The following is a 26,171-nucleotide window of genomic DNA, read 5'->3' as shown; positions in this document are numbered from 1 at the left end:
CGGGGCGGGCACGGCGAGGGGTGGACGTGGCGGACGACGGACCGGAGCACGGCGACGACGACGCGGCGCTCCTCGCCCGGCACGTCGCCGGCGACCGGGAGGCCTTCGGCCGGCTGGTGAACCGCCACCGGGACCGGCTCTGGGCCGTCGCGCTGCGCACCCTCGGCGACCGCGAGGAGGCCGCCGACGCCCTGCAGGACGCCCTGGTCTCCGCGTTCCGCTCCGCCCACACCTTCCAGGGCCGCTCGGCCGTCACCACCTGGCTGCACCGGATCGTCGTCAACGCCTGCCTGGACCGTGCCCGGCGCAGCGCCACCCGCCGCACCAAGCCGCTCGACGACGACCCGCAGCGGCTGGACGCCCTGGTCGGCTCCGCCGAACCGGCCGACTCCCCGGTGGTCCGCGCCGAGGTGCACCGCGAGCTGACCGCCGCCCTCGCCGAGCTGCCCGCCGAACAGCGGGCCGCGCTCGTCCTGGTCGACATGCAGGGCTACCCGGTCGCGGAGGCCGCCGAACTGCTCGGGATCCCGGTCGGCACGGTGAAGAGCCGCTGCGCCCGCGGCCGGGCCCGGCTGCTGCCGCTCGTCCGGCACCTGCGCGAGGAGCCGGACGGCGGACCGCGGCCGGACGCTGTTTCACGTGAAACAGCGCCGGTGCCCGGGCCCGGCCGGCCGCCCGGGAACCCACCGGGCGCCCGCACCGTCACAGGGACAGCCCCGGACCCAGCCCGCCCGATTCTGGAAGGAGACGCGAGCCCGCGATGACGGCCCCCCTCTCCTCTCCCGACCCCACCACCGGACCGCACCCCTCGGTCGACGAGCTGGCCGACCTCGCGGAGGACCTGCTCGACCCCGTCGGAGCCGGGGCGCTTCGGCAGCACCTGACCGGCTGCGCCGAATGCCGGGAGACCGTCGACGCGCTCGCCGGGATCGCCGTGCTGCTCGGCGGAGCCGAGCCCCCGGCCGTGCCCGCCGATGTCGCCGCCCGGATCGACGCGGCCCTCGCGGCGGAGGCCGACCGCGCCGCCGGAACCCGCGACGCCACCGCACCGGCCGCAGCGCCCACCGCACCGCTCCCCGGTGCCGTCCCGGCCCCGCCCGCGCCCTCCCGGCCCGGTGCTCCGCCGGCCGCCCCGCCGTCCCGGCCCGCCGCCACCACCGGGCCGGGACGCCCGGGCCGTCCCCGGCGCCGCAGGGCCCTGCTGCTCGGCTCGGCCGCCGCCCTGCTCGTCCTCGGCCTCGGCGGCACCTTCCTGGCGCTCTCCTCCTCCCCCGGGGGGCAGGACACCGCCATGAGCAGCCGTGCCGCCGCGACGGCCGCCCCGGAGAACCCGGAGAGCAAGGCGGACCGGGAGCCCGGCGGGACGGTCTACCGGGAGGAGCAGCTCGCCGGCCAGGTCCGCGAGCTGCTCGCCCGCGCCGGCTCCGGCGGCCCCGCCCTGCCGGGCGAGCCGTCCGCCGGCACCGGCGCCGGGGCTCCTCCGAAAGGCTCCGGCGCGACCGCCGTGCCGCCCGCCGACGGCGAGCAGGGCCTGACCGGCGGCCGCTCGGCTCCGGCCTGCCCGGCGCTCAGCACCGCGCCCCTGCTGGTCACCGAACTCGGGAGCTACGCCGGCGCCCCCGCCGAGCTCCTCGTCCACGCCCTGCCCGGCCGCCCGGACCGGCTCGACGTCTACCTCCGCGCCGCCGACTGCGGACCGCTCCTGCTGCACCGGACCGTCCCGGCCGGCTGACCGACGGTTCCCGTGCGATCCATGCCGCGGGCCGCACGACACTCCCACAGTGCGGGCGCGTGGTACTGATCCCCCTGGGAATGCGAGACACTGGTCAGTCGTTGTCCCGGGCGGCGGAGCAGGACCGCCCTCCCCGCTGCGAAAGCGGGTCGCGATGCGAACCAGGAGATGCAGTGAGCGACGTCCGTAACGTGATCATCATCGGTTCCGGCCCGGCCGGCTACACGGCTGCGCTCTACACGGCCCGTGCCTCCCTCGACCCGCTGGTCTTCGAGGGCGCCGTCACCGCCGGTGGCGCGCTGATGAACACCACCGAGGTCGAGAACTTCCCGGGCTTCCGGGACGGCATCATGGGCCCCGAGCTGATGGACAACATGCGGGCGCAGGCGGAGCGGTTCGGTGCCGAGCTGATCCCGGACGACATCGTCGCGGTCGACCTCACCGGGGACATCAAGACCGTCACCGACTCCGAGGGCAACGTCCACAAGGCCCGCGCCGTGATCGTCACCACCGGCTCCCAGCACCGCAAGCTGGGCCTGCCCAACGAGGACGCGCTCTCCGGCCGCGGCGTCTCCTGGTGCGCCACCTGCGACGGCTTCTTCTTCCGGGACCAGGACATCGCGGTGGTCGGCGGCGGCGACACCGCGCTGGAGGAGGCGACCTTCCTCTCCCGCTTCGCCCGCAGCGTCAAGGTCATCCACCGCCGCGACACCCTGCGCGCCTCCAAGGCGATGCAGGAGCGCGCCTTCGCCGACGAGAAGATCAGCTTCGAGTGGGACAGCGCGGTCGAGGCCATCCACGGCGACCCCAAGCTGACCGGCCTCACCCTGCGCGACACCACCACCGGCGAGACCCGCGAGCTCCCGGTCACCGGCCTGTTCATCGCGATCGGCCACGACCCGCGCACCGAGCTCTTCAAGGGCCAGCTGGAGCTCGACGCCGAGGGCTACCTCAAGGTCGAGTCCCCCTCCACCCGGACCAACATCCCGGGTGTGTTCGCCGCCGGCGACGTCGTCGACCACACCTACCGCCAGGCCATCACCGCCTCCGGCACCGGCTGCTCCGCCGCCCTGGACGCCGAGCGCTACCTGGCCTCGCTGGCGGACCTGGAGGCCCAGGCCGCCACCGTCGCGGTCTGATCCCCCGAACGATCCACCACCCCGGTGGGTGTGTTCCACGTGAAACACACCCACCCGGCCGGGCCGAAACAGAACCGCCCCGCGCGGCGTTGTAGACCTGGCAGCCCTTCTCCCGTTTGACCCTTAGGAGTGACCGTGGCCGGCGCCACCACCACCGTGACCGACGCGACGTTCGATGCGGACGTCCTCAAGAGCGACAAGCCCGTCCTCGTCGACTTCTGGGCCGAATGGTGCGGCCCGTGCCGTCAGGTCGCCCCGGTCCTGGAGGACATCGCGGCGGAGGAGGGCGACAAGCTCACCATCGCCAAGCTGGACGTCGACGCCAACCAGCAGACCGCCGCGGCGTACAACGTCATCTCCATCCCGACCCTGATCCTCTTCAAGAACGGCGAGCCGGTGAAGCAGATCACCGGTGCCCGTCCGAAGGCCGCGCTGCTGCGCGAGCTGGACGGCCTGATCTAGGTCCGTCCCCGGCACACCGCGAGGGCGGGACTCCCCACCGGGGGAGTCCCGCCCTCGTCGCTTCCGGCCCCTGCCGGAAGCGGGCCTCCGCTCGCCGCGGGCCGCCCCTCGCTCCGGGCCCTGCTGGCCGGGGGCCGCCCTCAGAACGGCCGCAGCACCGGCTCCTTCCGCCCGCCGCCCAGCAGCCGCTCCAGCGCCCCCTCCACGTCGCCCCGCCAGGAGAGCGTGGTCCGCGCCTCCAGCCGCAGGCGCGGGTACCGGTGGTGCGGGCGGACCGTCTTGAAGCCCACTGCCAGCAGGTGCTCGGCCGGCACCACGCAGCTGACCGGTTGCCGCCCCACCGCCCCGAAGGCCTCGATCGCCCGGAACCCCCGGACCAACAGGTCCTTGGCCACCGTCTGCACCAGCACCCGCCCGATCCCCTGCCGCTGGAAGCCCGGCAGCACCCGGCTGACCATCAGCTGGACGGCGTCCGAGGCGACCGGACTGGTGGGGAAGGACTGCGAGCGCGGCACGTACGCGGGCGGGGCGTAGAGCACGAAGCCGGCCGGCCGGTCGTCCACGTAGACCAGCCGGCCGCAGGAGCCCCACTCCAGCAGGACCGCGGAGATCCACCCCTCCTTCTCCAGCTCGGGCTTGCCGGACTCGACCGCCGCCCGGCCGCTGACCGGGTCCAGCTCCCAGAACACGCAGGAGCGACAGGTCGACGGCAGATCCGCGAGGTTGTCCAGCGTCAGCGGTACGATCCGGCGTCCCATGCCCCGCACCTCCTCGTCCACTCCACGGTCGAGCATTCCCCCGAACGCCGACGGGTGCATGTTTCACGTGAAACGGCGCTCACGCGGAACATGCACCCATCGCCACTGCGGGACCGGTCTCAGCCCTGCGACAGCCGCAGCCCGTCGTCTCCGGGAGCCAGGCTGTCCAGGATCCGGTTGAGGTCGTCCACCGAGCCGAACTCCAGGACCACCTTGCCCTTGCCGAGCCTGCCGCCGCGCTGCGAGACCTCGACCTTCACCCGGGTGTCGAAGCGGTCGGAGAGCCGGCTCGCCAGGTCGTTGAAGGCCGGCGAGAGGATCTTGCCCGCCTTGGGCGTCTGGCGCCGGGGCCTGGGCTCCTCACCGTTCATCAGCGTGACGAGCTCCTCGGTCATCCGGACCGTGAGCGCCTCGGCGATCACCCGGGCGGCGAGCTCCTCCTGCCGCTCGGCGTCCGCCAGCCCGAGCACCGCCCGGGCGTGGCCGGCCGTGATCGTCCCGGCCGCCAGGCTCCGCTGCACCCGCGGCGGGAGCTTCAGCATCCGCAGCGTGTTGGACACGTGCGAACGCGAGCGTCCGATCCGGTCGGCCAGCTCCTCGTGGGTGCAGGAGAAGTCCCGCAGCAGCTGGTCGTAGGCGGCGGCCTCCTCCAGCGCGTTCAGCTCGGCCCGGTGCAGGTTCTCCAGCAGGGCGTCCAGCAGCAGCTTGTCGTCCTCGGTGGCCCGGACGATCGCCGGGATCTGCTCCAGCCCGGCCTCCCGGGACGCCCGCCAGCGCCGTTCGCCCATGATGAGCTCGAAGCGCCCGGGCGCCGTCTGGCGCACCACCACCGGCTGGAGCAGGCCCACCTCCTTGATCGAGGTGACCAGCTCGCCCAGCTTCTCCTCGTCGAAGACCTCGCGCGGCTGGCGCGGGTTCGGGGTGATCGCGTCCAGCGGCAGCTCGGCGAAGTAGGCCCCGGCCACCCGCTCGGGCTCCGCCTCCACGGCCTGCTCCCGCAGGCTCTCGGCCGCCGCCTTGGCCGCCAGCGTCCCCCGGCCGGACGGCAGCACCGGCACGGCGGCCGGCGAGACCGCCCCGGTCGAGGCCACCGGGGTCACCGCCGGCTGCGGGGCCGCCCCGCCCGCCGGGGCGGCGGGGCCGATCAGCGCCCCCAGCCCTCGTCCCAGACCCCTGCGTGCACCACTCACCGATTGCCCTCCGTCGTACCGTGCTGTGCCCCCGGGGCGCCCTGCCCCGAACCGTCCCGCTGCTGCCCCACCAACGAGCCTCCGCCCCCTGCGGACACCGCCCGCAGCGCCAGCTCCCGGGCCGCCTCCAGGTAGGAGAGCGCGCCGGTGGAACCCGGATCGTAGGTGAGCACCGTCTGCCCGTAGCTGGGCGCCTCCGAGATGCGGACCGAGCGCGGGATCGCGGTCTGCAGCACCTCCTGCTGGAAGTGCGTCCGGACCTCCTCGGCCACCTGGGCGGCGAGCCTGGTCCGGGCGTCGTACATGGTGAGCAGGATGGTGGAGACGTGGAGTGCCTGGTTGAGGTGCGCCCGGACCAGCTCGACGTTGCGCAGCAACTGGCCGAGGCCCTCCAGCGCGTAGTACTCGCACTGGATCGGGATCAGCACCTCCTGGCCGGCGACCAGGGCGTTGACCGTCAGCAGGCCCAGCGAGGGCGGACAGTCGATCAGGATGTAGTCCAGCGGCTGCTCGTAGGCGGCGATGGCGCGCTGGAGCCGGCTCTCCCGGGCCACCAGCGAGACCAGTTCGATCTCCGCGCCGGCCAGGTCGATGGTGGCGGGGACGCAGAACAGTCCCTCGACGTCGACCACCGGCTGCACCACGTCGGCCAGTGGCTTGCCCTCCACCAGGACGTCGTAGATCGAGGGCACCTCCGCGTGGTGGTCGATGCCGAGCGCGGTCGAGGCGTTGCCCTGCGGGTCGAGGTCGACCACCAGGACGCGCAGCCCGTGCATCGCCAGCGAGGCGGCGAGGTTGACGGTGGTGGTGGTCTTGCCCACCCCGCCCTTCTGGTTGGCCACCACGATCACCCGGGTGGCTGCGGGCCGGGGCAGTCCTTCGCCCGCTCGGCCGATGGCCCGGACCGCGGCCTGGGCGGCACGCGCGATGGGCGTGTCATCGATCTGGTCGATGGTCTCCGAGTCCTGCATGGGGCTCAGTGTTTCACGTGAAACCGGAGCGGCAACAGTCGCGGCCCGGCTGCGCGAGAGGATTCCCGAGAGGAGAGAGCGACGTTTCACGTGAAACACCATGCCCGCAATGTCGGAATTCTGACGATGCGACACTCCGGTGGTCCGATGTCACCCTCCGGGTCGCCCTCCCGTCACCCGAACGCCGGAAAGCCGCCGGGGCGGCCCCGGAAAGCAGAACGGGCGGGTGGTCCGGGGACCACCCGCCCGTGTCGGGCGTCGCCGCGTGCTCAGCGACCGCGCCGCCGGGGCGTGCGGGCCGGAGCGCCGCCGGCCCGGCCGGCCCTCGCCGCGGCCTTGGCCCGGCGGGTCGCCGCCCTCACCCCGCCCGGGCTCTCGCCCACCTGGACCTGGACCACCCGGGTCGAGGTCTCCAGGGTGCCCTCGCCGACCGAGATCACCGACCACTCCACCCCGCCGAGCTTCGCCAGCGCGGCCCGGGAGTCGGCCAGCTCCTGCTCCGCGCTGTCGCCCTTGAGCGCCAGCATCTGGCCGTGCGGCCGCAGCAGCGGCAGCCCCCAGCCGGCCAGCCGCTCCATCGGCGCGACGGCGCGCGCGGTCACCACGTCCACCGCCAGCTTGCCGACCATCTCCTCGGCCCGGCCCCGGAGCACGGTGACGTTCTCCAGCCCCAGCTCCCGGACCACCTCCTCCAGGAAGGTGGTGCGGCGCAGCAGCGGCTCCAGCAGGGTGACCGAGACGTCCGGCCGGGCCAGCGCCACCGGGATGCCGGGCAGCCCGGCACCCGAGCCGACGTCGCAGAGCGTCGTCCCGCCCGGCAGCAGTTCGGCGAGGACGGCGCAGTTCAGCACGTGGCGGTCCCAGAGCCGGGGCACCTCGCGCGGACCGATCAGTCCCCGGGTCACGCCCGAGGTGGCCAGCAGCTCGGTGTAGCGGACCGCGGCGTCGTACCGCTCGCCGAAGACCTCCCGGGCGACGGCCGGCGGCGCGGGCGGCGGCTCGACCTCCGGACGCCCCCCGGTGGCAGCGCCCTCGGCACCCGGCCCGGCGGGCCCCGTCTCCGGCCCGCCGGCAGGCGCGCTCTCCGTGTCCATCTCGACCTCTCCGCTCCCCGGATCCACCGACCCGCTCCTGCACCGTTTCACGTGAAACATCTCTCGCCGGGCCACCGCCCCGCGAAGGGACGACGACCCCGCCCGCGCGTGGCGGACGGGGTCGGGTCCTCGTGTCGCTCGCCGGCCGCCAGGGCGGCCGGCCGTCGCCCTGCCGTCAGGCCGGCAGCACGACCACGCACCGCTGGGGCTCCTCGCCCTCCGACTCGCTGCGCAGACCGGCCGCCGCCACGGCGTCGTGGACGACCTTGCGCTCGAACGGAGTCATCGGGCGCAGCTTGAACTGCTCGCCCGAGCTCTTCACCTGCTGGGCGGCCTCGGCCCCGAGGGTCGCCAGCTCCGTGCGCTTGCGGGCGCGGAACCCGGCGATGTCCAGCATGAGGCGGCTGCGCTCGCCGGTCTCCCGGTGGACGGCCAACCGGGTCAGCTCCTGCAGTGCCTCCAGCACCTCGCCGTCCTGGCCGACCAGTCGCTGCAGGGCGCGGTCGTTGCCGTCGCTGACGATGGAGACCAGGGCGCGGTCGCCCTCGACGTCCATGTCGATGTCACCGTCGAGGTCGGCGATGTCGAGCAGACCCTCCAGGTAGTCCGCCGCGATGTCGCCCTCCTGCTCCAGGCGGGGGACGAGGTTCTCGTCGGCGCTGGCGGCGGCCTCGGCCTCGACGGCGGAGGTGGTGCCTTCCGTCACTGATGGACTCCTTCGGAGATGGGCCCGGGTGGTGGGCCGGTAACGAGGTTCAGGGGGCCGCGGGCACGGTCGGGACCGCGCCGGTCACTTCTTCTTCGGCCGCTGACCGCCGCCGCCGCGCTTGGGCTGCTGCCGGCCGCCCTGCTGGCGGGCGGGGCCCGGCTTGGTACCGGCCGGACGGGCCGCGGTCTGCTTGGCGGTGCCGGACGCGCCCGGGGTGCCCGAGGTGCCCGAGGCCCCCTGGGAGCCGCTGCCGCCGGAGGTGCCGGCGCCCGCCGACTCCGCCGGAACGGCGTCCGAGGGCTGCTCGGCCGACGCCTCCTTGGTCAGGCTCGCCGGCTGGGCGCCGCCGTGCTGGCGCTGGGCCTTGCTCTGCTTGCGCGGCTGCTGGCGGCGCGCCTGCACCGACTCCTCGACCACGGCCTCGGCGGTGGTGGCCGACTTCTTGGCCGGCAGCAGGCCCCAGAGCGGGCCCTGGACGACCGAGCCGTCCGGGTTCAGCCGGCCGGCCTTCCTGAGCCGGTCCTGGCGCTCGTCCCAGGCCTTGCTGCCCGGCGTCGGGTTGTTCCGGATGACGATCAGCTGCTGGCCCATGGACCAGACGTTGGTGGTCAGCCAGTAGACCAGGACACCGACCGGGAAGTTGATGCCCATCACGGCGAACATGATCGGGAAGACGTACATCAGCATCTTCTGCTGCTGCATGAACGGCGTCTTCACCGTGAGGTCGACGTTCTTCGTCATCAGCTGGCGCTGGGTGACGAACTGCGACAGCGACATCATGATGATCATGATCGCGACGACGATCTTCACGCTGATCTCGCTGCTGCCGACGAAGGTCGCCGAGAGCGGGGCACCGAAGATGTGGGCCTGCTGGGCGCTGTCGAGCAGGGTGCCGTCGATCACGCCGATCGGCTTGCCGTCGGCGACCTTGGCGAGCACACCGTAGAGCGCGGTGAAGAACGGCGCCTGCACGAGGATGGGAAGGCAGCTGGAGAACGGGTTGGTACCCGCCTCCTTGTACAGCTTCATCATCTCTTCGGACTGGCGCTGGCGGTCGTTCTTGTACCGCTCCTGGATCGCCTTCATCTTCGGCTGGATCGCCTGCATGGCCCGGGTCGCCTTGATCTGCTTCACGAAGAGCGGGATCAGGCAGATCCGGATGACGACCACCATCGAGGCAATGGCCAGACCCCAGGCCCAGCCACCGTTCGGATCGAAGACGTGGCTGTACAGCGAGTGGAACTGGACGATGATCCAGGACACCGCTGTGTACAGGGGGTTGAGGAAGGAGAAGGTCACCGGTCAGGCTCCTTGGACATTGGGATTGGCCCCACGGGGCCAATGGTCGCCGGGCCCTCTGGGTCCGGACCGGCGGGGGGCATGATCACCGGCTGGTCGGCGGCGGACCGGCCCTGCAGCCGGTCCCGCAGCCGGCGGTGCCACACCGGGTGCTTGCGCGGCGGGACATGATCGACCCCGCCGGGCGTCCACGGATTGCAGCGCAGAATGCGCCACACGGTCAGGCCGCCGCCCTTCACCGCTCCGTGCGTCCTCACGGCCTCGAAGCCGTAGTGCGAGCAGGAGGGGTAGTAGCGGCAGACCGGACCGAGCAGTGGGCTGATCGTCCACTGGTAGACCCTGATCAGACCCATCAGCAGGTACTTCATCGCCCTGCTCCTGTCGGCGCCGGGGTGGCGTGCTCGGTCTTGAGCAGCCGTTTGAGCGCCGCGTCCAGATCGCGTTCGAGTTCCTGGTACGAGGCGGACGCGGCCGGAGGCAGCGCACGCACCACTATCAGGCTACCGGCGGGCAGCCGGGACAGACGATCACGCACAAGGTGGCGCAACCGGCGCTTGACCAGGTTGCGGGTGACCGCCGGGCCGACGGCCTTGCTCACGACGAAACCCGCACGCGCCGAAGGGGTCCCCTCGGCGACGTGCGGGTGGGTGTCGCTGGTCCGGTCGGTGCGGCCCCCGGTGGCGTCCTCCCTGGCGAGATGGACGACCAGCAGGGGCCTCCCGGCCCGGCGACCGCGTTTCACCGCGGTCGCGAAGTCCTGGCGCCGCCGCAGCCGATTCTCGGAGGGCAGCACAGCAGACTCTGGTGCGGATCAGGCGGACAGGCTGGTGCGGCCCTTGCCACGGCGGGCAGCCAGGATGGCGCGGCCGGCGCGGGTACGCATACGCAGTCGGAAGCCGTGGGTCTTCGCGCGACGACGGTTGTTCGGCTGGAAGGTGCGCTTGCTCACTCGGGGGCTCCTGAGGTGAATCGTAGGATGACGGGGGGTCGCTTGGCCGTCACCGTGCGTCCGCGTGATCTCCCCTGTTTCGGAAATCCGGCCCATCGCCCCAGTTCGGCTGGGGTTTCAGGCAATCCACGGCGCCCGTGCTGCGCGCCTTATGGAGCGGGTGGACCCGCGGACATGCGGCAGCGGCCATCGACAACTCGACCTGGTTACGGTACGCGGGACGGGGCGCGAGGGTCAAACCAGCCGTCCGGGGGCCCTTTACCCACAGCCTGTGGACAACGACTTGATCCGTCTCTGTTCGCTGACTACCGTTGCAGGACTTGTCTGGTTTGTTCATCGGAAAGCGTGCACCAGTGGCTGATGTCAACAGCGACCTCGTCCCGGTCTGGGCGAGGGTCGTAGAGCGGCTGGTCGACGACCCGGACGTCGGGGAGATGGACAAGCAGTGGGTGCAGCGCACCCAGCCGATGTGGATGATGCACGACACCGCCCTGCTGGCGGCCCCCAACGAGCGGGCCAAGCAGGTGCTGGAGGGGCGGCTGCTGCCGCAGCTGACCGAGGCGCTCTCCCGCGAGCTGGGCCGCCCGGTGCGGATCGCCGTGATGGTCGACGCCAACGCCGTGCCGACCACCCCCGCGCCCGCGGAGCCCTACCCGAACCCGTCCGAGCAGGACACCGGCGGCTACGGCGGCCAGGACTACCCGCAGTCCTACGAGCGGCCGTACGAGCAGTCCTACGACCAGGACTACCCGCAGGACTACGAGCGGCCCCGCTACGACACCGGCGGCTACGAGCAGCGCCCCGGGCCCTACGGCGGTCCGCCGGCCGCACCGGCCTGGCCCGGCTACCAGGACCGGCCGCCCGCCTACCGCGAGCCGGAGGAGTCCGCTTCTCCGCAGCCCCCGCAGCGCGCCGTCCCCGCGCCGCCCTCGACCACCCAGGGCGACCTCTTCGGCGGCGCCTACGGCCCCGGCCCGGGGGAGCACCCGCGGGCCGGTGCGGGCCGCCGCGCGCCCGCGGCCCGGCCCGGTGGCGGCCGCGGGGCGGACAAGGCCCCGGCGGAGCGCGCGACCGACCGCCCGGCGGTGCCCGGGGTGCCGGCCCCGCCCGGCGCGCCCCCGGCCGGCGGCTCCCGCAAGGACGAGCCGGCCGCCCGGCTGAACCCCAAGTACCTGTTCGACACCTTCGTCATCGGCGCGAGCAACCGCTTCGCGCACGCGGCGGCGGTGGCGGTCGCCGAGGCCCCGGCCAAGGCGTACAACCCGCTCTTCATCTACGGCGAGTCCGGGCTGGGCAAGACCCACCTGCTGCACGCCATCGGGCACTACTCGCGCAGCCTCTTCCCGGGCACCCGGGTGCGCTACGTGTCCTCGGAGGAGTTCACCAACGAGTTCATCAACTCCATCCGGGACGGCAAGGCGGACACCTTCCGCAAGCGCTACCGGGACATGGACATCCTGCTCGTGGACGACATCCAGTTCCTGGCGAGCAAGGAGTCCACGCAGGAGGAGTTCTTCCACACCTTCAACACCCTGCACAACGCCAACAAGCAGATCGTGCTCTCGTCCGACCGGCCGCCCAAGCTGCTGACCACGCTGGAGGACCGGCTGCGCAACCGCTTCGAGTGGGGACTGATCACCGACGTCACCCCGCCGGAGCTGGAGACCCGGATCGCGATCCTGCGCAAGAAGGCGATCCAGGAGCAACTCAACGCCCCCGCCGACGTGCTGGAGTTCATCGCGTCCCGGATCACCCGGAACATCAGGGAGCTGGAGGGGGCCCTCATCCGGGTCACCGCGTTCGCCAACCTGAACCGGGCGCCGGTGGACCTGGAGCTGGCCGGGATCGTCCTCAAGGACCTCATCCCGGGCGGCGACGAGGACGCCGGGCCGGAGATCACCGCCCAGGTGATCATGCAGCAGACCGCCGCCTACTTCGGGCTGGGGGTCGACGACCTCTGCGGATCCTCGCGCAGCCGCGTGCTGGTGACGGCCCGTCAGATCGCCATGTACCTCTGCCGGGAGCTCACCGACCTCTCGCTGCCGAAGATCGGCGCGCAGTTCGGCGGCCGCGACCACACCACGGTGATGCACGCGGACCGCAAGATCCGGTCACTCATGGCGGAGCGGCGCTCGATCTACAACCAGGTCACCGAGCTGACCAACCGCATCAAGAGCTAGCCGGCGGGCCCGCCGCGGGCGGGTCCCGGGTGGCCGGAAAAGGGCGTCAGGAGCGGTCCTGACGCCCTTTCGGCATATCCACAGGTGTGCACGGCCCGCCGGCGGGGCAGGGATCGCGGTGACGGACGCTCCGCCAGTCCACAGCCCGCGCCGAACATCTGACCGGCGATTCGAACGCCCTCGGCGCGCGGGGCGGAAATCCACAGGCGGGGCGGGTTCCCCGCCGTCCACAGGCCCGGGTGCCGTGAGTTATCCAGAATTCCTCCACAGGGCGGCCGCCGCTACGCTCTTCGGCGCAGGTCAGGTGCCTGTGTACTTGTGCACAACCGTTGTCCACAGGCTGTGGACAATTGGCGCCCCGTCACGGCGCCTCCCGGGTTGTCCACCGGTTGTCCCCAGGCGGGGGCGGGTTTTCCCCAGGTTGTCCACAGTCGTGTCCACAGTTCGACAAGCTTCTGCCGTCGTTCATGCCCAGGTGTGAAAGCCGTCACGAAAAGTTGACCGGCGCCCGTGGATAACCGGGTCCGGATCTGGGGACGGCGCTGGGGATAACCTGTGGATACCCAGCGTGCCCTGTGGGTAACGCTCCGCCGTCCACAGCGGGCCGTGTCCGTCCACAGTCGCCGTCCACATCTCCTGTGGACAAAAAACCGGGCCTGACCTGCACAAACAGGGTTATCCACGGTTTCCACAGGCCCTACTACTACCACTACACCTATAGACCCATCGACTGCTTCAAAAGCGGGTGGGGCCGAAATCTGTGGACAACCGCTCCCCGACATCCGTTCGACTTGCTTCCGCCCGTCTGCCCCGTCTGTCGGTGGAGTACGTCAGACTGTCCTCGGCGACTGGAAGCGGAGCGGCGGAGCTCGGCGGCCAGGCGGACCGAAGACCAAGATCAGAAGAACCAGACGTGCGAGCGGGAGCGCTCGATCCAGGAGGCGGTTACCGGTGAAGTTCCGGGTGGAGCGTGACGTCCTCGCGGAGGCGGTGGCCTGGGCTGCCCGCAGCCTCCCGGCACGGCCGCCGGTGCCGGTGCTGGCCGGCCTGCTGCTGACGGCCCAGGAGGGCAGCCTGGCGCTGTCCGGCTTCGACTACGAGGTCTCGGCCCGGGTCGAGCTTGAGGCCGACATCGAGGAGGCAGGCACCGTGCTGGTCTCCGGCCGGCTGCTGAACGACATCTCGCGCAACCTTCCCAACCGGCCGGTGGAGATCTCCACCGACGGCCAGCGGGTCAGCGTGGTCTGCGGCAGCTCCCGGTTCACCCTGCCGACGCTGCCGGTGGACGAGTACCCGGCCCTGCCCCAGATGCCCACCGCGACCGGCACCGTCCCCGGTGACGTCTTCGCCTCCGCGGTCAGCCAGGCCGCCGTGGCCGCCGGCCGGGACGACACGCTGCCGGTGCTCACCGGCGTCCGGGTCGAGATCGAGGGCGACCGGATCACCCTGGCCGCCACCGACCGCTACCGCTTCGCGGTCCGCGAGCTGCTGTGGAAGCCCGAGCAGGCCGACATCTCCGCGGTCGCGCTCGTCCCGGCCAAGACCCTGCAGGACATCGCCAAGTCCCTCGGCAGCGGTGACAGCGTCTCCATCGCGCTCTCCTCGGGCGGCGCGGGCGAGGGCCTGATCGGCTTCGAGGGCGCGGGCCGGCGGACCACCACCCGCCTGCTGGAGGGCGAGTTCCCGAAGTACCGCAGCCTCTTCCCCACCGAGTTCAACGCGATCGCGGCGATCCAGACCCAGCCCTTCCTGGAGGCGCTCAAGCGCGTCTCCCTGGTGGCCGAGCGGAACACCCCGGTCCGGCTGAACTTCGAGGAGGGCGTGCTCACCCTGGAGGCCGGCTCCGGCGACGACGCCCAGGCCACCGAGCGGATCGACGCCTCCCTGGAGGGCGACGCGATCTCGATCGCGTTCAACCCCGGCTACCTGGAGGAGGGCCTCAAGGCCATCGACTCCGCCTACGCCCAGCTGAGCTTCACCACCCCGACCAAGCCCGCGCTGCTCAGCGGCAAGGCCGCGGTGGACGCCGAGGCCGACGAGGCGTACCAGTACCTGATCATGCCGGTCCGCCTCTCCGGCTGAGCCCGCCTCCGCTCCCGGGCCGCTCCGGCCTCCACCGGACCGGCCCGGGAGCCGTCGCGTCCACGGCCCTGCCCACAGCCCTGTGGACGAACCTGTGGAACCCTCCCCCGGTCGGCCCGACCGCGCCCGGGCCGCTCCCCCGTACGACGTAGGCTCAAGGTGGCGCGGCAACGGCGCCGCCCGCAGAGACGTCACCACAGGTAAGGATTTGGCTATGGAGCTCGGCCTCATCGGTCTCGGCAAGATGGGCGGCAACATGCGCGAGCGGATCCGCCGCGCCGGCCACACCGTCATCGGCTACGACCGCAACCCCGACATCTCCGACGTCGAGAGCCTCCAGGCGCTGGTCTCCGAGCTGAAGGGCCCCCGGGTCGTCTGGGTCATGGTGCCGGCGGGCGCCGCCACCCAGGCCACCGTGGACGAGCTGGCCGAGCTGCTCTCGCCCGGTGACGTCGTGGTCGACGGCGGCAACTCCCGCTGGACCGACGACGTCAAGCACGCCGAGGCGCTGGCCGCCAAGGGCATCGGCTTCGTCGACTGCGGCGTCTCCGGCGGCGTCTGGGGCCTGGAGAACGGCTACGCGCTGATGTACGGCGGCGACGCCGAGCACGTCGCCCTGGTCCGCCCGGTCTTCGACGCGCTCAAGCCCGAGGGCGACTTCGGCTCGGTGCACGCGGGCGCGGTCGGCGCCGGCCACTTCGCCAAGATGGTCCACAACGGCATCGAGTACGCGATGATGCAGGCCTTCGCCGAGGGCTGGGAGCTGCTGGAGGCCGCCCCCGAGGTCACCGACGTCCGCGAGGTCTTCCGCAGCTGGCAGGAGGGCACCGTGATCCGCTCCTGGCTGCTCGACCTGGCCGTGCGCGCCCTCGACGAGGACGAGCACCTGGGCAAGCTCAAGGGCTGGGCCGCCGACTCCGGCGAGGGCCGCTGGACCGTCGAGGCCGCGATCGACCACGCCGTCCCGCTGCCGGCGATCACCGCCTCGCTGTTCGCCCGCTTCGCCTCCCGCCAGGAGGACTCCCCGCAGATGAAGATGATCGCCGCGCTGCGCAACCAGTTCGGCGGCCACGCGGTCGAGTCGAAGTAGTCCCCGCAGGTCCCTCCCCAGAAGGCGAGCGCAGTCCACCGTCATGCACGTCGCGCACCTGTCGCTCGCCGACTTCCGTTCCTACGCCCGGGCCGAGGTCGCCCTCGACCCGGGCGTGACGGCGTTCGTGGGCCCCAACGGCGAGGGCAAGACCAACCTGGTCGAGGCGGTCGGCTACATCGCCACCCTGGGCAGCCACCGGGTGGCCACCGACGCCCCGCTGATCCGCCTCGGCGCCGAGCGCGCGGTGATCCGCACCTCGGTGGCCGACCGCGGCCGCGCCACCCTGATCGAGCTGGAGATCACGCCCGGCAAGGCCAACCGGGCCCGGATCAACCGCTCCGACAACGTCCGCCCGCGCGACGTGCTGGGCCTGCTGCGGACCGTGCTGTTCGCCCCCGAGGACCTCGCCCTGGTCAAGGGCGACCCGGGGGAGCGCCGGCGCTTCCTGGACGAGCTGCTGACCGCCCGGGCGCCCCGGCTGGCCGGGGTCCGGCAGGACTACGAGCGGGTGCTGAAGCAGCGCAACGCCCTGCTGAAGACCGCCGCGATGGCCCGCCGGGCGGGCGGCGGCAAGGGCGCCGACCTGTCCACCCTGGAGGTCTGGGACGGCCACCTGGCCCGGGCCGGCGCGGAGCTCACCGCCTTCCGCCTCCAGCTGGTGGCCACCCTCCGGCCGCTGGTCGGGGCCGCCTACGGCCGGCTCGCCCCGGGCGGCGGCGACACCGCGCTGGAGTACCGCAGCTCCTTCGAGGGCGAGCTGCCGAACAGCCGTGAGCAGGCCGAGGAGCAGCTGCTCGAAGCGCTGCGCACGGCCCGCAGACAGGAGGTCGAGCGCGGCGTCACCCTGGTCGGCCCGCACCGCGACGAACTGGTCCTCAAGCTCGGGCCGCTGCCCGCCAAGGGCTACGCCAGCCACGGCGAGTCCTGGTCGTTCGCGCTGGCGCTGCGGCTCGCCTCGTACGAGCTGCTGCGCGCGGACGGGGGGGAGCCGGTGCTGATCCTGGACGACGTCTTCGCCGAGCTGGACGCCGCCCGCCGCGACCGGCTGGCCGAGCTGGTGGCCGGCGGCGAGCAGGTGCTGGTGACCGCGGCGGTGGCCGAGGACGTGCCGAAGGCGCTGGCCGGCGCCCGGTTCGCGGTCTCCGACGGCACCGTGCGGCGCGTCACCTCCTGATCCCCGCGTCACCTCCGGCAGCTCCGCGTCACCCCTCCCGCCGCCCGCCGCCCCCGCCGCGGCCGGTCCCGCTCCGCACCTGCGGCATGCCCACCCGCGCCGCCGCGTGCCCCGGCCGCTCCCGTACGCTGGACGGCTCACCGTTGTCCACAGGGTGGGGATAAGGAGATCGCCGTGAGCGATTCGGCGGAGCGCCCCGGGCCGGCCGGTGTCCAGTCGGCCGGTGCCGAGCCGGGCGGTGCCGAGCCGGGCGGTGCCGAGCCGGGCGGTGCCCGGCCGACCGGTGCCGACCTGGCGCGCTCGGCGCTGCGGGCGGCCCGGGCGCAGGCCCGCCAGCGCGGTGAGCAGGTGCGGGAGAAGCGCGAGGCGAAGCGGCACGGTCTGCGCAGCGGGGCCCGCTCCGACGGCCGCGACCCGGTGCCGCTGGGAGCGGCACTGACCCGGCTGCTGACCGAGCGGGGCTGGGAGTCCTCGGCGGCGGTCGGCGGGGTGATGGGCCGCTGGCCGCAGATCGTCGGTCCGGACATCGCCGCGCACTGCACCCCCACCGCCTACGACGACGAGGCCGCGGTGCTCACCGTGCAGTGCGACTCCACCGCCTGGGCCACCCAACTTCGCTGGCTGGCAAGGCAGTTGGTGGCCCGCCTGAACCACGAACTGGGCCACGGAACGGTCCGCACCATCAAGGTCCTCGGCCCGGCCGCCCCGGTGCGCGGCTATGGCCGGCTGCGCGCCCCCGGCAGCAAGGGTCCCGGGGACACCTGGGGCTGACGAGCCGCCCCGGAGCGCCCGCCCCGGAGCGGGTCCGGCAGTGAGCGGACCGTGATCCTCCGGAACCCCTGACGGCCCTTCCTGGCGCTCTGAGCCCCCTGGTCGAGTATCGGGACATGTCCCGAGGGGATTCAGGGCGGCATTTCTGCCCTCAGAGGCTGCCAAACGCCCATCGATGTCAGTCGTACCGGTAGACTGGGGGCCAAACACTGTTGCTAGTGGCAACCGAGTCGAAACGCCGTGGTCGCACGCCCGCCCGTAGGGAGCGGGGATGCGGCCCGCGCTGTGCCAGAGAGGGCGCTTCGTGGCCGATTCCGGCAACCCCAGCCAGACCCCAGACCAGAACGACCAGTCGGACAGGTCGTACGACGCCAATGCCATCCAGGTGCTGGAGGGCCTCGACGCCGTCCGCAAGCGCCCCGGCATGTACATCGGCTCGACCGGCGAGCGCGGTCTGCACCACCTGGTGCAGGAGATCGTGGACAACTCCGTCGACGAGGCGATGGCCGGGCACGCCGACACCATCGACGTGACGCTCCTGGCCGACGGCGGCGTGCGCGTGGTCGACAACGGCCGCGGCATCCCGGTCGGCATCATGCCCGGCCAGGGCAAGCCGGCCGTCGAGGTCGTGCTGACGGTGCTGCACGCGGGCGGCAAGTTCGGCAACGGCGGCTACGCGGTCTCGGGCGGTCTGCACGGTGTCGGCGTCTCGGTGGTGAACGCGCTCTCCACCCGCCTCGCGGTGGAGATCCACACCGACGGCCACCGCTGGACGCAGGAGTACAAGGCCGGCACCCCGGTCGCCCCGCTGTCGCAGCACGAGGCCACCGGGCGCACCGGCACCAGCGTCACCTTCTGGGCCGACCCGGAGATCTTCGAGACCACGGTCTACTCCTTCGAGACGCTCTCCCGGCGCTTCCAGGAGATGGCGTTCCTCAACAAGGGCCTGACCATCGCCCTGACCGACGAGCGCCCCGAGCATGTCGACGAGGAGGGCCGGCCGCTCTCCGTCACGTACAAGTACGACGGCGGCATCGCCGACTTCGTCGCCCACCTCAACTCCCGCAAGGGCGAGGTGATCCACCCCTCGGTGATCGACTTCGAGGCGGAGGACAAGGACAAGGCGATCTCGGTGGAGATCGCGATGCAGTGGAACTCCTCGTACACCGAGGGGGTCTACTCGTTCGCGAACACCATCCACACCCACGGCGGCGGTACCCACGAGGAGGGCTTCCGCGCCGCGCTGACCGGCCTGGTCAACCGCTACGCCCGGGACAAGAAGCTGCTCCGAGAGAAGGACGACAACCTCTCCGGCGAGGACATCCGCGAGGGCTTGACCGCGATCATCTCGGTCAAGCTCGGCGAGCCGCAGTTCGAGGGCCAGACCAAGGACAAGCTGGGCAACACCGAGGCGAAGACCTTCGTCCAGAAGGTCGTCCACGAGCACCTGAACGACTGGCTGGACCGCAACCCCAACGAGGCCGCGGACATCATCCGCAAGTCCATCCAGGCCGCCACCGCGCGCGTCGCCGCCCGCAAGGCCCGCGACCTCACCCGCCGCAAGGGCCTGCTGGAGTCCGCCTCGCTGCCCGGCAAGCTCAGCGACTGCCAGTCCAAGGACCCGGCCGAGTGCGAGATCTTCATCGTCGAGGGCGACTCCGCCGGCGGCTCGGCCAAGCAGGGCCGTGACCCGCGCATCCAGGCGATCCTCCCGATCCGCGGCAAGATCCTGAACGTCGAGAAGGCCCGGATCGACAAGGTGCTGCAGAACACCGAGGTCCAGGCACTGATCTCGGCCTTCGGCTGCGGCATCCAGGAGGACTACGACGAGTCCAAGCTGCGGTACCACAAGATCGTGCTGATGGCCGACGCCGACGTCGACGGACAGCACATCCGCACCCTGCTGCTCACCCTGCTGTTCCGCTTCATGCGGCCGCTGGTCGAGTCCGGCTACGTGTACCTGGCGATGCCCCCGCTGTACAAGATCAAGTGGGGCAAGGACGACTTCGAGTACGTCTACTCCGACCGCGAGCGCGACGCCGTGATCGCGGCGGGCGTGGCCGCCGGCCGCCGGCTGCCGAAGGACGACGCGATCCAGCGGTTCAAGGGTCTCGGCGAGATGAACGCCGAGGAGCTCCGGGTCACCACCATGGACCAGGCCCACCGCCTGCTGCTCCAGGTGACCCTGGAGGACGCCGCCCGCGCCGACGAGCTGTTCTCGATCCTCATGGGCGAGGACGTCGAGGCCCGCCGCTCCTTCATCCAGCGCAACGCCAAGGACGTCCGCTTCCTGGACGTGTGACGCCTGCCCCGCAGGCCCGCACGAACCAGTCCGCGTGAAAGGAAACTGACCACCAGTGGTCGACGACAACCGTCCCGAAGGCGAGCAGCCCGAGACCCCCCAGGCCGCCTCGGTGACCCTGAGGATCGAGCCGGTCGAGCTTGAGACCGAGATGCAGCGCTCGTACCTCGACTACGCGATGAGCGTGATCGTCAGCCGGGCCCTGCCCGAGGTGCGCGACGGCCTCAAGCCGGTGCACCGCCGCGTGCTGTACGCGATGTACGACGGGGGCTACCGCCCCGAGAAGGGCTACTACAAGTGCGCCCGCGTCGTCGGCGACGTCATGGGCAACTACCACCCGCACGGTGACACCTCGATCTACGACACCGTGGTCCGCCTGGCCCAGCCGTGGTCGATGCGGATGCCGCTGGTGGACGGCAACGGCAACTTCGGCTCCCCGGGCAACGACCCGGCCGCGGCCATGCGCTACACCGAGTGCAAGATGGCGCCGCTGGCGATGGAGATGATGCGCGACATCGACGAGGAGACCGTCGACTTCGCGCCGAACTACGACGGCCGCTCGCAGGAGCCCACCGTCCTGCCCGCGCGCTTCCCCAACCTGCTGGTCAACGGTGCCACCGGCATCGCGGTCGGCATGGCCACCAACATCCCGCCGCACAACCTCCGCGAGGTCGCCTCCGGCGCGCTCTGGTACCTGGAGAACCCGGAGGCCTCGAACGAGGAGCTCCTGGACGCCCTGATCGAGCGGATCAAGGGCCCGGACTTCCCCACCGGCGCGCTGATCGTCGGCCGCCGCGGCATCGACGACTACTACCGCACCGGCCGCGGCTCGGTCACCATGCGGGCCGTCGTCGAGGTCGAGGAGATCCAGGGCCGCCAGTGCCTGGTGATCACCGAGCTGCCCTACCAGGTCAACCCGGACAACCTCGCGCTGAAGATCGCCGACCTGGTCAAGGACGGCAGGATCGCCGGCATCGCCGACGTCCGCGACGAGTCCTCCTCGCGCACCGGCCAGCGCCTGGTGATCGTGCTCAAGCGCGACGCGGTCGCCAAGGTCGTGCTGAACAACCTCTACAAGCACACCGACCTGCAGACCAACTTCGGCGCCAACATGCTGGCCCTGGTCGACGGCGTGCCGCGCACCCTGTCGCTGGACGCCTTCATCCGGCACTGGGTCAACCACCAGGTCGAGGTCATCGTCCGGCGCACCACCTTCCGGCTGCGCAAGGCCGAGGAGCGCGCCCACATCCTGCGCGCGCTGCTCCGCGCCCTGGACATGATCGACGAGGTCATCGCGCTGATCCGGGCCTCGGACAGCGCCGAGGCGGCCCGCACCGGTCTGATGGGCCTGCTCTCCATCGACGAGCTCCAGGCCAACGCCATCCTGGAGATGCAGCTGCGCCGGCTGGCCGCCCTGGAGCGGCAGCGGATCATGGACGAGCACGACGAGCTGCAGCGCCGGATCGACGAGTACAACGCGATCCTGGCCTCGCCGACCCGTCAGCGGGAGATCATCTCCGAGGAGCTCACCGCGATCGTCGACAAGTACGGCGACGAGCGGCGCTCGACCCTGATCCCCTCCGACGGCGACCTCTCCATCGAGGACCTCATCGCCGAGGAGGACATCGTCGTCACGATCACCCGTGGCGGCTACGTCAAGCGGACCCGCTCCGACCTCTACCGCTCGCAGAAGCGCGGCGGCAAGGGCGTGCGCGGCGCCCAGCTCAAGCAGGACGACATCGTCGACCACTTCTTCGTGACGACGACCCACAACTGGATCCTGTTCTTCACCAACAAGGGCCGGGTCTACCGCGCCAAGGGCTACGAGCTGCCGGACGCCGGGCGCGACGCCCGCGGCCAGCACGTGGCCAACCTGCTGGCCTTCCAGCCGGACGAGCACATCGCCCAGGTGATGGCCGTCCGCACCTACGAGGACAAGCCCTACCTGGTCCTCGCCACCCGGGCCGGTCTGGTGAAGAAGTCCCTGCTGAAGGACTACGACTCGCCGCGCTCCGGCGGTCTGATCGCGATCAACCTGCGCCAGGACGACGAGGGCCGGGACGACGAGCTGATCGGCGCCGAGCTGGTCTCCGCCGAGGACGATCTGCTGCTCGTCTCCAAGAAGGCGCAGTCGATCCGCTTCACCGCCACCGACGAGGCGCTGCGCTCGACCGGGCGCGCCACCTCGGGCGTGAAGGGCATGGCCTTCCGCGAGGACGACGAACTCCTGTCGATGAACGTGGTCCGTCCGGGCACCTACGTCTTCACCGCGACCGACGGCGGCTACGCCAAGCGCACCGGGGTGGACGAGTACCGTGTCCAGGGACGCGGCGGCTACGGCACCAAGGCGGCGAAGATCGTCGAGGGCCGGGGCTCGCTGGTCGGCGCACTCGTCGTCGACGAGAGCGACGAGATCATGGCGATCACCCTGTCCGGTGGGGTGATCCGCACGAGGGTTTCCGAGGTTCGTGAAACCGGACGTGACACCATGGGCGTCCAACTGATCAACCTGGGCAAGCGCGATGCGGTCGTGGGCATGGCCCGCAACGCGGAGGCCGAGGACGAGGAGTCGGCGGAGGACGAGGAGTCGGGTACCGAGTCCACCGCGGTGGCCGAGGGTACGGAGACGGCGCCGGGCGGCGGGACCGCCCAGGCCTGACCTCGTACCGCGTCGGCCGGTACCGTCGCGTCCGTACATCCGTACACGGCGTGCCGGTACCGGCCGACGACCAGTACCGGGCAATCCCGCCGGGCGCTGGATGACGAGTGACGAAGCAGGGCGGCGCCGCCGCCCTGGCGGGAAGTGCGGGAGGACCAGTGAGTGGAGCCACGGGTGCTGCGGGAGGAGCCACCGGCGGCCGTCCGGGCGCAGCACAGGGCGGCGGGGCGTACGGCGTGCCGCAGCCGCCGGCCGAGCACCCGGCCGCGTCCACCTCGCTGATGCCGCCGGTGGGCGGGGCGGGCCAGGGCGGGGCCACCTACGGCGGCCAGTCGGCGCCCCCGCCGCCGGGCGCACCGGCGCCGGGGTCGGGCGGGTTCTCGCAGCCGACCACCTACGCCAAGGGGCAGCCGACCCCGCCCCGGGGCACCCGGGTCGGCGGTGGCAACACCCCGCCCGGCGGGACCCCGGTCGGCGGCGCCCGCCGTCCGGCCGGCGCGCCCCCGGTCGCCACCGGCGGCGGTCTGGGCCGGACCAGGAAGGCCCGGCTGCGGATCACCAAGGCCGACCCGTGGTCGGTGATGAAGGTCAGCTTCCTGCTGTCGCTGGCGGTCGGGATCATCATCATCGTGGCGGCCGCGGTGCTGTGGATGACGCTGGACTCGCTCGGCGTCTTCGACTCGCTCGGCAAGACGCTGAAGGACGTCACCGGCTCGGACACCAACGGCGGCGGCCTGAACATCATGGACTACGTGGGCTTCGGCAAGGTGATGACCTTCACCTCGCTGATCGCCGTGGTCGACGTGGTGCTGCTGACCGCGCTCGCCACGCTCTCGGCGTTCATCTACAACGCGGCGGCCGGGTTCACCGGCGGCATCGAGCTCACCCTGGCCGAGGAGGACTGACCGTCCCGGTGTGATCCGGAGTCAGTTCGCCCTCCGTGCGGGGACTTTCCGCCCGCGGACGGAATCAACGGGCCCCACCGGCTGTTGCAGCCGGTGGGGCCCGTCGGCATTCGGGTGACAGCGGTTCCGGGCGGCGTGCCGCCCGGAGGGGCCGCAGCGGGGTGGGCTTAGCTTGGTCCGCCCGTTCCGCGTCACCCGGCCGCCGCAGGCCTCCCCGGTCCCTCCGGACGGGCCCGGGACGGCTGTGCAGGCACGGCAGGACGGAGACGCGCGATGGCGGAGCTCGCAAGGCGGCTGGTCGAGGCCCTGGACGGGCTGCTGGGGGTCCCGGTGCCACTGCGGGTGCGGGCCTGGGACGGCAGCGCGGCCGGTCCGCCGGGGGCGCCCACCGTGGTGCTGCGCAACCGCCGGGCGCTGCGCCGGCTGGTCTGGCAGCCGAACGAGCTCGGCCTGGCCCGTGCCTACGTCTCGGGGGACCTGGAGGTCGCCCCGGGCAGCGACCTGTACGAGGTGCTGCGGGCCGTCGCGCACTTCTCTGAGCTCCCGGAGATCCGCACGCTACGGCTGGGGCCCGGCGACGTGCTGGGCGCCCGGGGCCGCCGGGTGCTGGGCGCGCTGCTGCGGGCCGGCGCGTTCGGTCCCGACCCGGTCGCGCCGCCGGAGGAGGCCCCGGTGGGCCGCGGGCGGCTGCACAGCCGGGGCCGGGACCGCGCCGCGATCCACCACCACTACGACGTCGGCAACGACTTCTACGGCTTGGTGCTGGGCCCGTCGATGGTCTACTCGTGCGCCTACTGGGAGCCGGAGGCGAAGAGCCTGGAGGCGGCGCAGGAGGCCAAGCTGGAGCTGATCTGCCGCAAGCTCGGCCTGCGGCCCGGGATGCGGCTGCTGGACGTCGGCTGCGGCTGGGGCTCGCTGGTGCTGCACGCGGCCCGGCACCACGGGGTGACGGCGGTCGGCGTCTCGATCTCCGAGGAGCAGGTCGCGCTGGCCCGCCGGCGGGTCGAGGAGGCCGGGCTGGCGGACCGGGTGGAGATCCGGCTCCAGGACTACCGGGAGATCCCGGACGGCCCGTTCGACGCGATCTCCAGCGTGGGCATGGCCGAGCACGTCGGCGAGACCCAGTACCGGGTGTACGCGGAGGCCCTGTACGGGCTGCTGGCGCCCGGCGGCCGGCTGCTCAACCACCAGATCGCCCGCCGTCCCGACCACCCCGGCGAGACGTACCGCCCCAGCCCGTTCATCAGCCGCTACGTCTTCCCGGACGGCGAGCTGTCCCCGGTCGGTTCCACCGTCTCGCGGCTGGAGGAGGCCGGCTTCGAGGTGCGCGACGTCGAGTCGCTCCGGGAGCACTACGGGCTGACCCTGCGTGAGTGGGTGGCCAACCTGGAGGCGCACTGGACGGAGGCGGTCGGTCTGGTGGGGCGGGGCCGGGCGCGGGTCTGGCGGCTCTACATGGCGGCCTCCGCGCTGGCCTTCGAGGAGAACCGGATCGGGGTCAACCAGGTCCTCGCGGTGCGCACCTCGTCCGACGGCTCGGCGTACCTCCCGGCGACCCGCGCCCAGTGGCTGACCGCTCCGGGCACCGCCTCCGACCTGCCCGTCCCGGAGGGCCCCGCCGCGGCCCCGGGCGAATCGGATTTGGGGGATCGGCGATCGGTCCGCTAATCTTTCAGTGCGGCAAGGGGCTATAGCTCAGACGGTTAGAGCGCTTCCCTGATAAGGAAGAGGCCACAGGTTCAAGTCCTGTTAGCCCCACCACCGCGAAGGGCCCGGAGCATCGCTCCGGGCCCTTCGGCGTTTCCGCACCCCGGGGTCGGAACCCCCGGCGCCGGGCGGGGGTTGTACGGGTGGGGGCCGGGGTTCTCCCCGGTGGCGTCCGACATCCGACGGAGGAGGCGGTGACGCGATGGGTCTGGTCTTCGCGATGACGATTCCCGGACTGGTCTGCCTGCTGGTGGCGCTGGCGTTCGTCGACCAGCTCGCGCTCAGGGCGCGCAGGTCGCGGCTGGTGCCGTGGCGGGGGACGGGCCGGGAGGGACAGATCTCGGCGACCGGCTTCGAGCAGCTGCACGCGCAGTTCTCGGCCGGCAAGCAGAACGAGCTCGACGAGCGGCGGAGCTCGCTGATGCTGCGCGACGAGGAGGACGACGGGGCCCCGCCGCGCACCCGGGTGGACCTCGCGGCGAGCGTCGCGGTGGTGGTCCCGGCCGCCCGCCGGCCCGCCGGAACGGCGTCCGACGGGCGGGAACCGTGACGGCGCCGGGGAGGCTCCGAGCCGGACCGACCGTACGACAGGAGGTGTGGCGTCAATCCTCCGGCCGGACGGGTCGGTTGGAGGCAGCGGTGGCTGGTCACGATTGGGACACCGGTGTGTATCATCGGCCGCAAGGGCAGTCCGGCATCCCGACCGCCCATTCGTGCTCGCAACAAACCATGGACTCGTCGGCCCGATCGGATCGATCGGCGCCCGGCTGCTGAGTCCGTCAACGCAAGAAGGACGAGGTCCCGCGGTGAAGAAGCTTCTCCTGGTCGCCCTGGTCGCCCTCGGCGGCTTCTTTGTCTACCGTCAGGTCCAGGCCGACCGCGCCGAGCAGGACCTGTGGACCGAGGCCACCGACCCGGTTCCGGCCGGTCGCTGAGGCTCCGGTCGGCCCCACGGCCGACAGTCCTCGGAGGCGCCGTACGGCGCCTCCCGGGCC

The 26,171-nt window shown here is 72.3% G+C and carries 23 protein-coding genes, 1 tRNA gene and 1 pseudogene; 16 read left to right on the top strand and 9 right to left on the bottom strand.

Features of this window, described 5'->3' with window-relative positions:
• Positions 1 to 26 precede the first annotated feature (26 nt).
• The 4 genes from sigM (at position 27) to trxA (ending at position 3,333) form a co-directional block, all read left to right on the top strand.
• Positions 27 to 764 carry an RNA polymerase sigma factor SigM gene (gene sigM, locus ACFCX4_RS07400; protein WP_376139658.1) on the top strand — a complete coding sequence of 246 codons (738 nt, stop codon included), beginning with the start codon at positions 27 to 29 and terminating at the stop codon, positions 762 to 764.
• A complete protein-coding gene (locus ACFCX4_RS07395; RefSeq protein ID WP_376139657.1) occupies positions 761 to 1,732 on the top strand; it encodes a hypothetical protein in 972 nt (323 codons plus the stop codon). The genes sigM and ACFCX4_RS07395 overlap by 4 nt, the downstream gene beginning before the upstream one ends.
• A gap of 173 nt (positions 1,733 to 1,905) precedes the next feature.
• Complete coding sequence (gene trxB / locus ACFCX4_RS07390; protein ID WP_376139656.1) at positions 1,906 to 2,871, top strand: thioredoxin-disulfide reductase; 966 nt, start codon at positions 1,906 to 1,908, stop codon at positions 2,869 to 2,871.
• Between the two features lie 135 nt (positions 2,872 to 3,006).
• Positions 3,007 to 3,333 (top strand): thioredoxin, encoded by a 327-nt coding sequence (gene trxA, locus ACFCX4_RS07385; RefSeq protein WP_376139655.1) that lies wholly within the window; start codon positions 3,007 to 3,009, stop codon positions 3,331 to 3,333.
• 140 nt (positions 3,334 to 3,473) lie between these two features.
• On the opposite strand, the gene ACFCX4_RS07380 is transcribed toward trxA, so the two are convergent.
• From ACFCX4_RS07380 to rpmH, 9 genes are all read right to left on the bottom strand, one after another.
• Entirely contained in the window at positions 3,474 to 4,091 is a 618-nt protein-coding gene (locus ACFCX4_RS07380) for a GNAT family N-acetyltransferase (RefSeq protein WP_376139654.1), read from the bottom strand.
• Positions 4,092 to 4,210: 119 nt separating this feature from the next.
• Entirely contained in the window at positions 4,211 to 5,281 is a 1,071-nt protein-coding gene (locus ACFCX4_RS07375; protein ID WP_376139653.1) for a ParB/RepB/Spo0J family partition protein, read from the bottom strand.
• Positions 5,278 to 6,252, bottom strand: coding sequence for a ParA family protein (locus tag ACFCX4_RS07370; RefSeq protein WP_376139652.1), 975 nt, complete (start codon positions 6,250 to 6,252; stop codon positions 5,278 to 5,280). The genes ACFCX4_RS07375 and ACFCX4_RS07370 overlap by 4 nt, the downstream gene beginning before the upstream one ends.
• A gap of 269 nt (positions 6,253 to 6,521) precedes the next feature.
• Positions 6,522 to 7,346, bottom strand: coding sequence for a 16S rRNA (guanine(527)-N(7))-methyltransferase RsmG (rsmG, locus tag ACFCX4_RS07365; protein WP_376139651.1), 825 nt, complete (start codon positions 7,344 to 7,346; stop codon positions 6,522 to 6,524).
• A 175-nt stretch (positions 7,347 to 7,521) separates the two neighbouring features.
• Positions 7,522 to 8,052 (bottom strand): protein jag, encoded by a 531-nt coding sequence (locus ACFCX4_RS07360; protein ID WP_376139650.1) that lies wholly within the window; start codon positions 8,050 to 8,052, stop codon positions 7,522 to 7,524.
• An 84-nt stretch (positions 8,053 to 8,136) separates the two neighbouring features.
• Positions 8,137 to 9,354, bottom strand: a complete 1,218-nt coding sequence (gene yidC / locus ACFCX4_RS07355) for a membrane protein insertase YidC (protein WP_376139649.1) — start codon at positions 9,352 to 9,354, stop codon at positions 8,137 to 8,139.
• Positions 9,351 to 9,722, bottom strand: a complete 372-nt coding sequence (gene yidD / locus ACFCX4_RS07350) for a membrane protein insertion efficiency factor YidD (RefSeq protein WP_376139648.1) — start codon at positions 9,720 to 9,722, stop codon at positions 9,351 to 9,353. The genes yidC and yidD overlap by 4 nt, the downstream gene beginning before the upstream one ends.
• Complete coding sequence (gene rnpA / locus ACFCX4_RS07345) at positions 9,719 to 10,147, bottom strand: ribonuclease P protein component (RefSeq protein WP_376139647.1); 429 nt, start codon at positions 10,145 to 10,147, stop codon at positions 9,719 to 9,721. The genes yidD and rnpA overlap by 4 nt, the downstream gene beginning before the upstream one ends.
• An 18-nt stretch (positions 10,148 to 10,165) precedes the next feature.
• On the bottom strand, positions 10,166 to 10,303 hold the full coding sequence (gene rpmH / locus ACFCX4_RS07340; RefSeq protein WP_030392420.1) for a 50S ribosomal protein L34: 138 nt from the start codon (positions 10,301 to 10,303) through the stop codon (positions 10,166 to 10,168).
• 353 nt (positions 10,304 to 10,656) lie between these two features.
• Between rpmH and dnaA the strand changes: the two genes are divergently transcribed.
• From dnaA to ACFCX4_RS07280, 12 genes and pseudogenes are all read left to right on the top strand, one after another.
• Entirely contained in the window at positions 10,657 to 12,483 is a 1,827-nt protein-coding gene (gene dnaA, locus ACFCX4_RS07335) for a chromosomal replication initiator protein DnaA (RefSeq protein WP_376139646.1), read from the top strand.
• A gap of 951 nt (positions 12,484 to 13,434) precedes the next feature.
• Complete coding sequence (gene dnaN / locus ACFCX4_RS07330) at positions 13,435 to 14,565, top strand: DNA polymerase III subunit beta (RefSeq protein ID WP_376139645.1); 1,131 nt, start codon at positions 13,435 to 13,437, stop codon at positions 14,563 to 14,565.
• 193 nt (positions 14,566 to 14,758) lie between these two features.
• Positions 14,759 to 15,655: pseudogene (gene gnd, locus ACFCX4_RS07325) on the top strand (phosphogluconate dehydrogenase (NAD(+)-dependent, decarboxylating)); the annotation flags it as partial.
• A gap of 43 nt (positions 15,656 to 15,698) precedes the next feature.
• Complete coding sequence (recF, locus tag ACFCX4_RS07320; RefSeq protein WP_376139644.1) at positions 15,699 to 16,832, top strand: DNA replication/repair protein RecF; 1,134 nt, start codon at positions 15,699 to 15,701, stop codon at positions 16,830 to 16,832.
• Between the two features lie 174 nt (positions 16,833 to 17,006).
• Positions 17,007 to 17,603: a DUF721 domain-containing protein gene (locus tag ACFCX4_RS07315; RefSeq protein WP_376139643.1), complete on the top strand. Its 597-nt coding sequence runs from the start codon at positions 17,007 to 17,009 to the stop codon at positions 17,601 to 17,603.
• 271 nt (positions 17,604 to 17,874) lie between these two features.
• Complete coding sequence (gene gyrB, locus ACFCX4_RS07310; RefSeq protein ID WP_376139642.1) at positions 17,875 to 19,905, top strand: DNA topoisomerase (ATP-hydrolyzing) subunit B; 2,031 nt, start codon at positions 17,875 to 17,877, stop codon at positions 19,903 to 19,905.
• A 55-nt stretch (positions 19,906 to 19,960) separates the two neighbouring features.
• On the top strand, positions 19,961 to 22,564 hold the full coding sequence (gyrA, locus tag ACFCX4_RS07305; protein WP_376139641.1) for a DNA gyrase subunit A: 2,604 nt from the start codon (positions 19,961 to 19,963) through the stop codon (positions 22,562 to 22,564).
• A gap of 158 nt (positions 22,565 to 22,722) precedes the next feature.
• The gene (locus ACFCX4_RS07300) at positions 22,723 to 23,469 is read left to right on the top strand and encodes a DUF3566 domain-containing protein (RefSeq protein ID WP_376139640.1); all 747 of its coding nucleotides are present in this window, start codon (positions 22,723 to 22,725) and stop codon (positions 23,467 to 23,469) included.
• Between the two features lie 273 nt (positions 23,470 to 23,742).
• Positions 23,743 to 25,137, top strand: coding sequence for a class I SAM-dependent methyltransferase (locus tag ACFCX4_RS07295; RefSeq protein ID WP_376139639.1), 1,395 nt, complete (start codon positions 23,743 to 23,745; stop codon positions 25,135 to 25,137).
• Between the two features lie 16 nt (positions 25,138 to 25,153).
• Positions 25,154 to 25,230 (top strand) — tRNA-Ile (locus ACFCX4_RS07290).
• A 148-nt stretch (positions 25,231 to 25,378) separates the two neighbouring features.
• Positions 25,379 to 25,726 carry a DUF6191 domain-containing protein gene (locus tag ACFCX4_RS07285; protein WP_376139638.1) on the top strand — a complete coding sequence of 116 codons (348 nt, stop codon included), beginning with the start codon at positions 25,379 to 25,381 and terminating at the stop codon, positions 25,724 to 25,726.
• A gap of 256 nt (positions 25,727 to 25,982) precedes the next feature.
• Complete coding sequence (locus ACFCX4_RS07280; protein WP_014137031.1) at positions 25,983 to 26,111, top strand: DLW-39 family protein; 129 nt, start codon at positions 25,983 to 25,985, stop codon at positions 26,109 to 26,111.
• The last annotated feature ends 60 nt before the right edge of the window (positions 26,112 to 26,171 follow it).

Origin of the sequence: Kitasatospora sp. NPDC056327 (assembly GCF_042261735.1) — a bacterium.
GTDB lineage: Bacteria > Actinomycetota > Actinomycetes > Streptomycetales > Streptomycetaceae > Kitasatospora.
The sequence above is the reverse complement of the archived record's forward strand: the minus strand, read 5'-3'. Positions and strand labels throughout refer to the sequence as shown.

Excerpts from the sequence above, each read along its gene's own strand:
- yidD (WP_376139648.1), bottom strand. The coding sequence starts at position 9,722 with ATGAAGTACCTGCTGATGGGTCTGATCAGGGTCTACCAGTGGACGATC.
- ACFCX4_RS07285 (WP_376139638.1), top strand. The coding sequence starts at position 25,379 with ATGGGTCTGGTCTTCGCGATGACGATTCCCGGACTGGTCTGCCTGCTG.
- recF (WP_376139644.1), top strand. The coding sequence starts at position 15,699 with ATGCACGTCGCGCACCTGTCGCTCGCCGACTTCCGTTCCTACGCCCGG.
- rsmG (WP_376139651.1), bottom strand. The coding sequence starts at position 7,346 with ATGGACACGGAGAGCGCGCCTGCCGGCGGGCCGGAGACGGGGCCCGCC.
- ACFCX4_RS07295 (WP_376139639.1), top strand. The coding sequence starts at position 23,743 with ATGGCGGAGCTCGCAAGGCGGCTGGTCGAGGCCCTGGACGGGCTGCTG.
- gyrB (WP_376139642.1), top strand. The coding sequence starts at position 17,875 with ATGCGGCCCGCGCTGTGCCAGAGAGGGCGCTTCGTGGCCGATTCCGGC.
- ACFCX4_RS07370 (WP_376139652.1), bottom strand. The coding sequence starts at position 6,252 with ATGCAGGACTCGGAGACCATCGACCAGATCGATGACACGCCCATCGCG.
- ACFCX4_RS07395 (WP_376139657.1), top strand. The coding sequence starts at position 761 with ATGACGGCCCCCCTCTCCTCTCCCGACCCCACCACCGGACCGCACCCC.
- ACFCX4_RS07380 (WP_376139654.1), bottom strand. The coding sequence starts at position 4,091 with ATGGGACGCCGGATCGTACCGCTGACGCTGGACAACCTCGCGGATCTG.